We start from the raw sequence: 7894 nt of genomic DNA on the forward strand, positions 1-7894 counted from the left end.
GAGTTAAGAACAATGACTCACAATGTGCGGATGTACTGTCTTACTTTCATTTTAGTACCTCTTTTTGCTATTATAACGGCTTTTTCTGCCGATAAGATTGTTTTAAATTCATGGAACACGGAAGAATCTGTAATTGTCCGTATAGATCGCGTTGGTTCGATACGAAGTACCGAAGCTCCTTTGAGCTTTAACGGAGGAGAACAGGAATCCCCCTCTCAGGAAACCTCGCCAGAAGAAGCACCGTGGCTGACGGAATATATAGATGTAACGGTAACCTTTTTAAATGGCGATGATAAAGGGACAAGCAAAGACCTTCTTATTACGCAGCTGTCCACTTCTTCTCTGGAGCTCCATCCTAAAAGGAGGTATCTTCTCGTCTCTGATCGTTTTGAAGATAATACTATACAATATTCCATCAGCGATCGCTATCGAGTTCCTTGGGTTGTCGCTTTCCTCATTTTAGCTTGCGCTGGGCTCATCGCTTCGGCTGGAAAAGCAGGAGTCCGGGCTTTGGCAGGTTTACTCCTCTCGCTAGCCGTGCTTTTAGGTTGGTATATACCTGCCTTAGCAAATGGAATACCTCCCGTACCTTTCGCTATCCTGGCTATAGGAGCCGTATCCAGCGTTACAGTACTATTGGTGGTACGAAGGCCGGCTTTTTGGATCGTAGCTTTTCTTGGAGCTCTTGGAGGAGCTATCGCCGCCTCCACTGTAGGGTGGTCTATGGTGACTCTATGGGAACTCTCTGGGCTTGCTAGCGATAGTGCTAGCCTCCTTGCCTCAACAATACCTAATCTTTCAATGGAAGGGCTTCTTCTGTCTGCTGTTATGATCGGCTCCATAGGGGCAGTCCTTGATGTTGCCGTCTCAGTCACGTCTACCCTCGCCGAAATGTTCTCCTATGATCCTAAAATTCCAGGGCCTCGACTGTGGCAGGCTGGCATTGGCGTAGGGCGAGAGGTATTGGGAAGCATGATTAACACTCTTATTCTTGCCTATTTGGGAAGTGCTCTTCCTCTCACTATTCTTATTACAAGTTCTGGAGCTGATCCACTGGCTCTTATAAACGATCCTTATATTGCACAGGAACTCGTCCGAAGCGTAGCTGGTACAATTGGATTACTTCTTACGATACCTATTACCACCGCTGTATGTGTGTGGTGGCTAGACTTCCGCCTCAGACGCTCCAAAGAAAAAAAGAAAGAGGCCACGTCTTAACTTCCCTGAACTCGAAGGCTTTCTAACAAAGAGGGGAAAAACCCTTTTTTTATTAACGATTCCCAACAAGGGACGGTATTGAGGTCAGCTCGCTTTTCTACGAAAGCAGTACACAGACTGCTTAGGAAATGGCGGAGAGGGCTATCATTTTTACTTGGGGATGCTAGTATCTCTGCTGATTTTTCGGCTAGGTGATCTAGCGAAGGAGCACCTATTACGATATGGGCTCCATGTTTTTGGAGGGGAAATACATTCCCCACTTTATTTGCGTCTTCTTTGCGGAATGTTGCAAGCACCATGGCCTGGGGTTCTCCCAAAGAGATGGATGTAACTGCGGCAAGAGTCCAATCAGAAAGGAACAAAACACTTCCTATAGGGTACGGATCAATTATTTGGGGGAGAAATTCTACTAAAGAGGGATCAAACTTGACTCCAGACTCGTTTTGAACAATTTTTAAAGCCTCTATTGGCAAAAATGCTCGGCGATAGGGACGATCGCTTACAAGAGCATCGTATGTATCAGCTACTGAAACGATACGTACTAAAAGAGGGATGGTTTCTCCGGCAAGTCCGCCAGCCGCCTCTCGCCCATAACCTTCGCCGTTCCAATATTGATGGTGATTTAACACGATGGCCCTAGCCATAGGGTTCATACATGGGAATTGCCGCACTATCTTAAAGCCATCGTAGGGATGTTTGCTCATTAGCTCCCACTCTTTTTCGTTCAGGGGACCTTTCTTATTCAGAAGAGAGGAAGGTAACATTAGTTTTCCAATATCGTGAAAAAGAGCGCCGAGGCCCAAATTAATTTTATCTTGAAAAGAAAAAGAAAAAAGTCCTGTATCTTCACCTTCCTTTGCGATGAGCAATGAAACCGTCATTACACCGATCATATGCTCGTAAGTATACTCGTCATGTTTGCTGATATTCTTTAAACCATAATGGAAAGCAGTGGTGTCTTCAAAAATAACAGAAATAATGCTAGAGACACTTTCTTGGAGATTTTGAAATAAACTGTTGCGGAGAGACCTGTTCTGAGCTACACATTCTACAATATGTGCCACATCAACACGAACCTGTCGTTCCAAATGTTCAGGAACAACAGAACACAAAAAATCATCTTCCACTGCATTTTCCCCGGGAAGATAGACAAAACATGCCTCTATTCCCCGTCGTACAAGACGGGTGATAAGCTGATTGTTAAGAATAACTCCCTTACTAAGCAATAACTGCTGTCCTTCGCAGGCCCATACCGACTTAGCTAGGCGCATTCCAGGCTTAAGATGGTCGCTTGTGACAATAAGTGGCATATTATTATCCTGTCCTCTGCAACTTCAGATAAATAAAGTACTCAGACAAAGTGTATATTAACATAGGCATATCAGAGGCTCGCTTCGGCAAGGCCTGTATTTTACTGGTACTTTCGACCCTTTTTAATAAAAAGCACAAGGAAGTTGGGGGAGGGGATCTGCTCCGTGCAGATCCCCCGGCTGATCTATTACAGAATAGAACGGGAAATAGATCACACAAAAAAGAGGCGATTGCTCACAAGGAGAAACAGCCTCTTTCACATACTATAAAAAGAGCTTTTGTTCCTCCTTTTCAAACACGGAAGGCTTTCCCGTTTCCGAGGAAACCCTAACGGCCCTGAACCATGGAATTTTCTTTAGGTTTTTGGGCTCGGAGGTCTATTATTTTAAAAATATGTTACTCTACCATTTAAAGAAAATCAAGACACAACGCCAAGGAATGCGGCCCAGAGCGGTATGGTGATAATGGAACAGAGCGTGGTTGCAGCTATAGCTTCAGCTGTATAGACTTGATCCATTCCCATCCCCTTGGCAACAACAAAAGAGTTAACCGCTATAGGCATGGCTGAAACAAGGATCGTTGTTTTAGCCAATATACTCTCTACAGGCCAGAGAGAGATAAACCCCATCACAATAAGGGGAAAAAGAATAAGTTTAAATAAGATGACCTCCCATGTATCTCTCAATGCCGCAAACGTTCGATTAAAATTAAGAGAAGCTCCGAGAGACAAAAGAGCGAGACCATTTCCCACGTTTCCCAACACCTTAAGGGCTTCGTCAAGCCATAAAGGCAATGCAGGAGCCCCTACGATAGCACAGGAAAGCCCGGATATGCAGGCTATAATAAGGGGGTTCGTAAAAAGTTTTTTAAACGTATCTTTAAGAGCATGTAAACTTAAACTTCCCGACAACACAACTTGCCCCCACCCCACAGAGATTAGTTGATATCCTGCCATAACGACAGCGAGATATAAAGAAAGGGCCTGAAGACCACTCTCCCCCATAGCAACTGATACCGCCGGTACCCCCATAAAAATATTGTTGGAGCGAATGGACGTCATGGCGATCACTGCCACTTTCCCGCGCTCTTTACAAAAAAAGCGCCCAAAACTCCATGCTAATAAGGGAGTAAGAAGCAAAGACGCGTAAACAGCTTTCACAAAGTTTCCCCCCATCAGTACCTTTACATCTGCCCCATAGGTAACCCGAAAAAGCAGAGATGGAAGGGCGATCCAGTAAAGAATAAAGTGCATTCCAACAAAAGCTTCTTCTTTGACAAAACCTCGTTGGCGAATGAACCAACCAATAGATATAATAGTAACGATGGGAAGAACAATAAAAAAGCAGCCCACAACCGATCTCTCCTCTCTGTTTAACAAACTATTATATCTCTTCAATACTATAAAAGGTGCTTTGTTATATAATGATTATGAAATGATAAAAGAGGAAGGTGATGACACCTGATGCAAGTTCCGTCACATATATTTAGAGAATATGATATTCGTGGCGTAGCCGATACAGAGCTCACTGCATATGTAGTAACAGCTATCGGGAAAGCCTATGGGACCTTGCTTCGCAGAGAAGGAATCTCCACTATAACAATAGGAGGAGATGTGAGACTTTCAACAGAAAGAATTCGACAAAATATTATCGACGGGGTCATATGGGCCGGCGTTAACGTAATAGATTTAGGGGTGGTAACTACGCCTCTTCTGTATTGGAGCCAGTTCCATTTTAACTTTGATGGAGCAGTTATGGTCACAGGAAGTCATAACCCTAAAGACATGAACGGCTTAAAACTGGCTTTAGGGAAAAGTACTATGTATGGAGAGCAGATTCAATCTATTTTAAATATGATTGAAAAAGATGATATGGTACCTGGGCAAACATTGGGCTCTGTAAAAAGAGAAGATATTTGGTCTGGCTATATCCAGATGCTCTTGTCGAAAATAAAATTGGGGCCACGAAAACTCAAAGTAGTTGCTGATGCTGGGAATGGAACAGCAGGGCTCTTTATCCAAAAATTTTTAGAAGGGTTAGGCTGCCGTGTTGTCCCTCTGTTCTGCCAACCTGATGGGAACTTTCCCAACCACCACCCAGATCCTCTGAAACGTGAAAATCTCGTCTCCCTCATTGAGACAGTAAAACGAGAAAAAGCCGATGTAGGTTTCGCCTTTGATGGGGATTCCGACCGAATAGGAGTTGTCGATGAGAAGGGTTCTGTAGTATGGGGAGACACACTCATGGCCTTATACTGGAGAGAAATCTTGCCTAAACATCCAGGAGCTGATGCTATCATAGAAGTAAAATGCTCCCAAGCCCTTGAAGACGAGATCCGTCGCTTAGGAGGAAAACCTCTTTATTATAAAGCTGGGCATTCCCTTATTAAGGCGAAAATGAAAGAGATAGGAGCTCTTTTCGCAGGCGAGTTGTCTGGACATATGTTCTTTGCCGACGAGTTTTATGGCTTTGATGACTCTTTCTACGCAGCTGGCCGCCTCCTGCGCATCCTCTCAAATGATCGCCGAATTCTGTCTGACATGCTTGTAGATTATCCCATTTATTACAGTACTGCGGAGATTAGAGTAGACTGTCCCGATAATAAGAAATTTCAAGTCATCGAAAAAATTAAAGAGGAAGCTCTTAAAGAGTACAAAGCTATCACTATCGATGGAGTACGAATTTTATATCCTCAGGGATGGGGTTTGGTAAGGGCTTCTAACACCCAGCCCGTGTTAGTGACAAGATGCGAGGGCAAGACAAAAGAAGATCTAGACTTTATTACGCAAGACATGAAAAAACGCATGATAGCAGTAGGAGTTTCCGATTTTCAGTGGACGTACTAATTTGAAAAAGGAAAGGGCATTTTTCATGTCCTTTCCTTTTTTAAACTTTCTCTTTCCACAATAAATAGCCTTCGTTTATATAAGGAACGATACATCTCTTTCTCTCAAGAAAAGATAAATAGGCAGCAATAGTAGCGCTGTTCAGCACATATTGAATAGAATCCATTTCTATGCCCCATTCTCTGGCCAATGCTGCAAGAATCTCCTCTCTGGAATGAGGAGTTTTACAAAGATTCAATACAGCCTCACTTAAATATTTAACGCCCTTTCGATTGGCTTCCACCAAAGAGGTAATATTTTGAACCGGCTTGGCATGGCTTGGTACAAACCAATTAGCTTCTGACATCTGAAGCATATCTAGCGTTCGAAGAACCCCTTCTACGTCCATAGAGACTATAAAACGATATTTCTCTATAATCTCTTGGGAAAAGACGCTATCGGCTACATAAAAAACTCCGTCTCTCGACTTTAATCCTACCATATTGAGAAAATGACCTGGAAGCCCCACAACCTCAAGCTCTGTGCCAGGAACCATTTCACCAGGGTGAATAACATGAGTGACCTTCGACGGCTCTGCTTCAAGGAATTTTCCTCGAATAGCATTAAATGGGTACGCTCCCCATAAAAGAAAAGGTTCGAGATAAGGATTTTGTGTCAAAACATTTTCAAGAGAGCTTGTTATAATAGCGCAAGAAGTTTTTTTCTGGAGATAAGCATTCCCTCCTATGTGGTCAGCATTGGAGTGAGTATTAATAATTCCATGGAGCGTCAAATTATGCTCTTGCAATAATTTAAATAATCTTCGCCCAGATGTCTCATCCCCCCCACTATCTATAAGGAAACAACCGCCATTCCCATCTTTCCATAACCCTATATTCACTCGCCCTGGGATAAAGCAACTCTGCGCTGTCAATTCTCGTATCTCCATAAGATATAAAACCTCCTTTCGAGTATATTCTAATACTTTGCTTTTTCTTTTCTCCATGCTAGAATGTTCTAGCTAATGGTTCGAACCAATAAAAAATAAATCATAGATGGTTCGAAAGGGCTATTTCAGGAGGTGCATAGAATGGATAGCAAAAAACTGAAAAAAGCCATAAAGAGCGGACATGTAAAACAGCGTAACGAACAGACAGATGCTTTTGCCAATGCTATGGTAGATCTTAATCATGAATTATATCGGTGCCGATACGATTCATAGTTCATAGCTTGTTTTTTCGTGTTTTTACAAACAGGAGGGGCCTTGAGGCCCCATTTTTTATGCCTTTCTTCATTCTTGAGTACATGTTTTTCAATTTTTTTTCAGAAAAACGTTTGCTAGTAACCTAAAGTTGAGTTATAATGCCCGCGTTAAACAGGAGGTGAAGATTATTGCAAACTGCAATAGAAGTAAAAAATTTACATAAATCCTTCGGAGACCTTCATGTGTTGCAAGGAGTCTCCATGTCTGTTAGTGAAGGAGAGGTCGTATCTGTCATCGGCCCGAGCGGCTCAGGGAAGAGTACGTTGGCCCGGTGTATTTGTCGTCTCGAAGATATCAATGAAGGAGAGATTTACCTTTATGGGCAACGTGTCGACGGAGGGAAACACTCGAATAAAGAATTAGCGAGTCTTGTGGGAATGATCTTCCAGCAGTTTAACCTCTTTCCCCACCTTTCAGTTCTTGATAATATTACACTATGTCCTATTCAAATCAAGGGGATGAAAAAAAGCGATGCAGAGGAATTGGCTGTTCGTCTTCTGGAACGAGTAGGGCTCGGAGATAAAGTTCAAGCCAAACCTGCACAGCTTTCTGGAGGGCAACAACAACGGGTAGCCATAGCTAGGGCTCTGGCTATGCAGCCTAAAATTATGCTTTTTGATGAACCTACCAGTGCTCTTGACCCTGAGCTTGTAGGCGAAGTGCTTGATGTTATAGCACAGCTCGCCGAGACAGGAATGACTATGATGATTATTACCCATGAAATGACATTTGCCAAAGAGGTCTCTGATAAAATTGTCTTCATGGCTGATGGGAATATAGTGGAAGAGGGAACCCCCAGTGATCTTATGACGAGGCCTTCTCACCCAAGGACGCAAGCATTTTTACAGCGCATGCTTGCCCATTTCGGAGAAGAAATACCTGAACGGGGAGGCGAATGTTAATGACCCTGGATTTTACGGCTATTACTCCATATTGGCACATGTTTTTGACGGGGGCATCCATCACGGTAAAAGCTTCTATGTTAGCTGTGATCTTTGGAGCCATTATAGGCGTGTTTGTAGGAGCTTTACGGGTTGTACCCTTCACACCCTTAAAATCTTTAGCAGCAGCCTATATTTATGTAATACGAGGAACACCCCTTTTAATTCAGCTTTTCCTCATCTATTTTGGATTACCCTCCCTTGGCATTAATTTACCCGCTTTTGCTGCCGGGATTATTGGACTCTCCATCAACTCTGCAGGATATGTTGGAGAAATTGTTCGAGGTGGGATAGAGGCAGTCCCCAAGGGACAATGGGAAGCAGCAAAAGTATTAG

General features: G+C 43.2%; 8 protein-coding genes and 1 riboswitch. Of the genes, 5 read left to right on the top strand and 3 right to left on the bottom strand.

Features of this window, described 5'->3' with window-relative positions; all coding sequences use genetic code 11:
* The first annotated feature begins 12 nt into the window (after positions 1-12).
* On the top strand, positions 13-1218 hold the full coding sequence (locus tag B3L97_RS03855) for a YibE/F family protein (RefSeq protein WP_286934176.1): 1206 nt from the start codon (positions 13-15) through the stop codon (positions 1216-1218).
* Here the strand turns inward: B3L97_RS03855 and B3L97_RS03860 are convergent.
* Together B3L97_RS03860 and B3L97_RS03865 are read right to left on the bottom strand one after the other, a co-directional pair.
* Positions 1215-2528, bottom strand: coding sequence for an HD-GYP domain-containing protein (locus B3L97_RS03860; protein WP_286934179.1), 1314 nt, complete (start codon positions 2526-2528; stop codon positions 1215-1217). The genes B3L97_RS03855 and B3L97_RS03860 overlap by 4 nt on opposite strands.
* Positions 2529-2797: 269 nt before the next feature.
* Positions 2798-2916, bottom strand: a riboswitch (molybdenum cofactor riboswitch).
* A gap of 31 nt (positions 2917-2947) precedes the next feature.
* A complete protein-coding gene (locus B3L97_RS03865; protein WP_024822777.1) occupies positions 2948-3880 on the bottom strand; it encodes an AEC family transporter in 933 nt (310 codons plus the stop codon).
* Between the two features lie 111 nt (positions 3881-3991).
* Here B3L97_RS03865 and B3L97_RS03870 point away from each other — a divergent pair, with 111 nt between their 5' ends.
* Positions 3992-5374 carry a phosphomannomutase/phosphoglucomutase gene (locus B3L97_RS03870; protein ID WP_286934182.1) on the top strand — a complete coding sequence of 461 codons (1383 nt, stop codon included), beginning with the start codon at positions 3992-3994 and terminating at the stop codon, positions 5372-5374.
* A 40-nt stretch (positions 5375-5414) separates the two neighbouring features.
* Here B3L97_RS03870 and B3L97_RS03875 read toward each other — a convergent pair whose 3' ends face one another.
* A complete protein-coding gene (locus tag B3L97_RS03875) occupies positions 5415-6302 on the bottom strand; it encodes an MBL fold metallo-hydrolase (RefSeq protein WP_286934185.1) in 888 nt (295 codons plus the stop codon).
* A gap of 141 nt (positions 6303-6443) precedes the next feature.
* Here B3L97_RS03875 and B3L97_RS03880 point away from each other — a divergent pair, with 141 nt between their 5' ends.
* The 3 genes from B3L97_RS03880 to B3L97_RS03890 form a co-directional block, all read left to right on the top strand.
* A complete protein-coding gene (locus B3L97_RS03880) occupies positions 6444-6575 on the top strand; it encodes a hypothetical protein (RefSeq protein WP_274532069.1) in 132 nt (43 codons plus the stop codon).
* A 170-nt stretch (positions 6576-6745) separates the two neighbouring features.
* Positions 6746-7519, top strand: a complete 774-nt coding sequence (locus B3L97_RS03885) for an amino acid ABC transporter ATP-binding protein (protein ID WP_286934188.1) — start codon at positions 6746-6748, stop codon at positions 7517-7519.
* Positions 7519-7894: amino acid ABC transporter permease (locus tag B3L97_RS03890; protein WP_286934191.1), on the top strand; the 376-nt coding region annotated here is incomplete at its 3' end. The genes B3L97_RS03885 and B3L97_RS03890, both read left to right, overlap by 1 nt.

Origin of the sequence: Aminobacterium sp. UBA4834, from assembly GCF_002400205.1 — a bacterium.
In the GTDB taxonomy this organism is placed as follows: domain Bacteria; phylum Synergistota; class Synergistia; order Synergistales; family Aminobacteriaceae; genus Aminobacterium; species Aminobacterium mobile.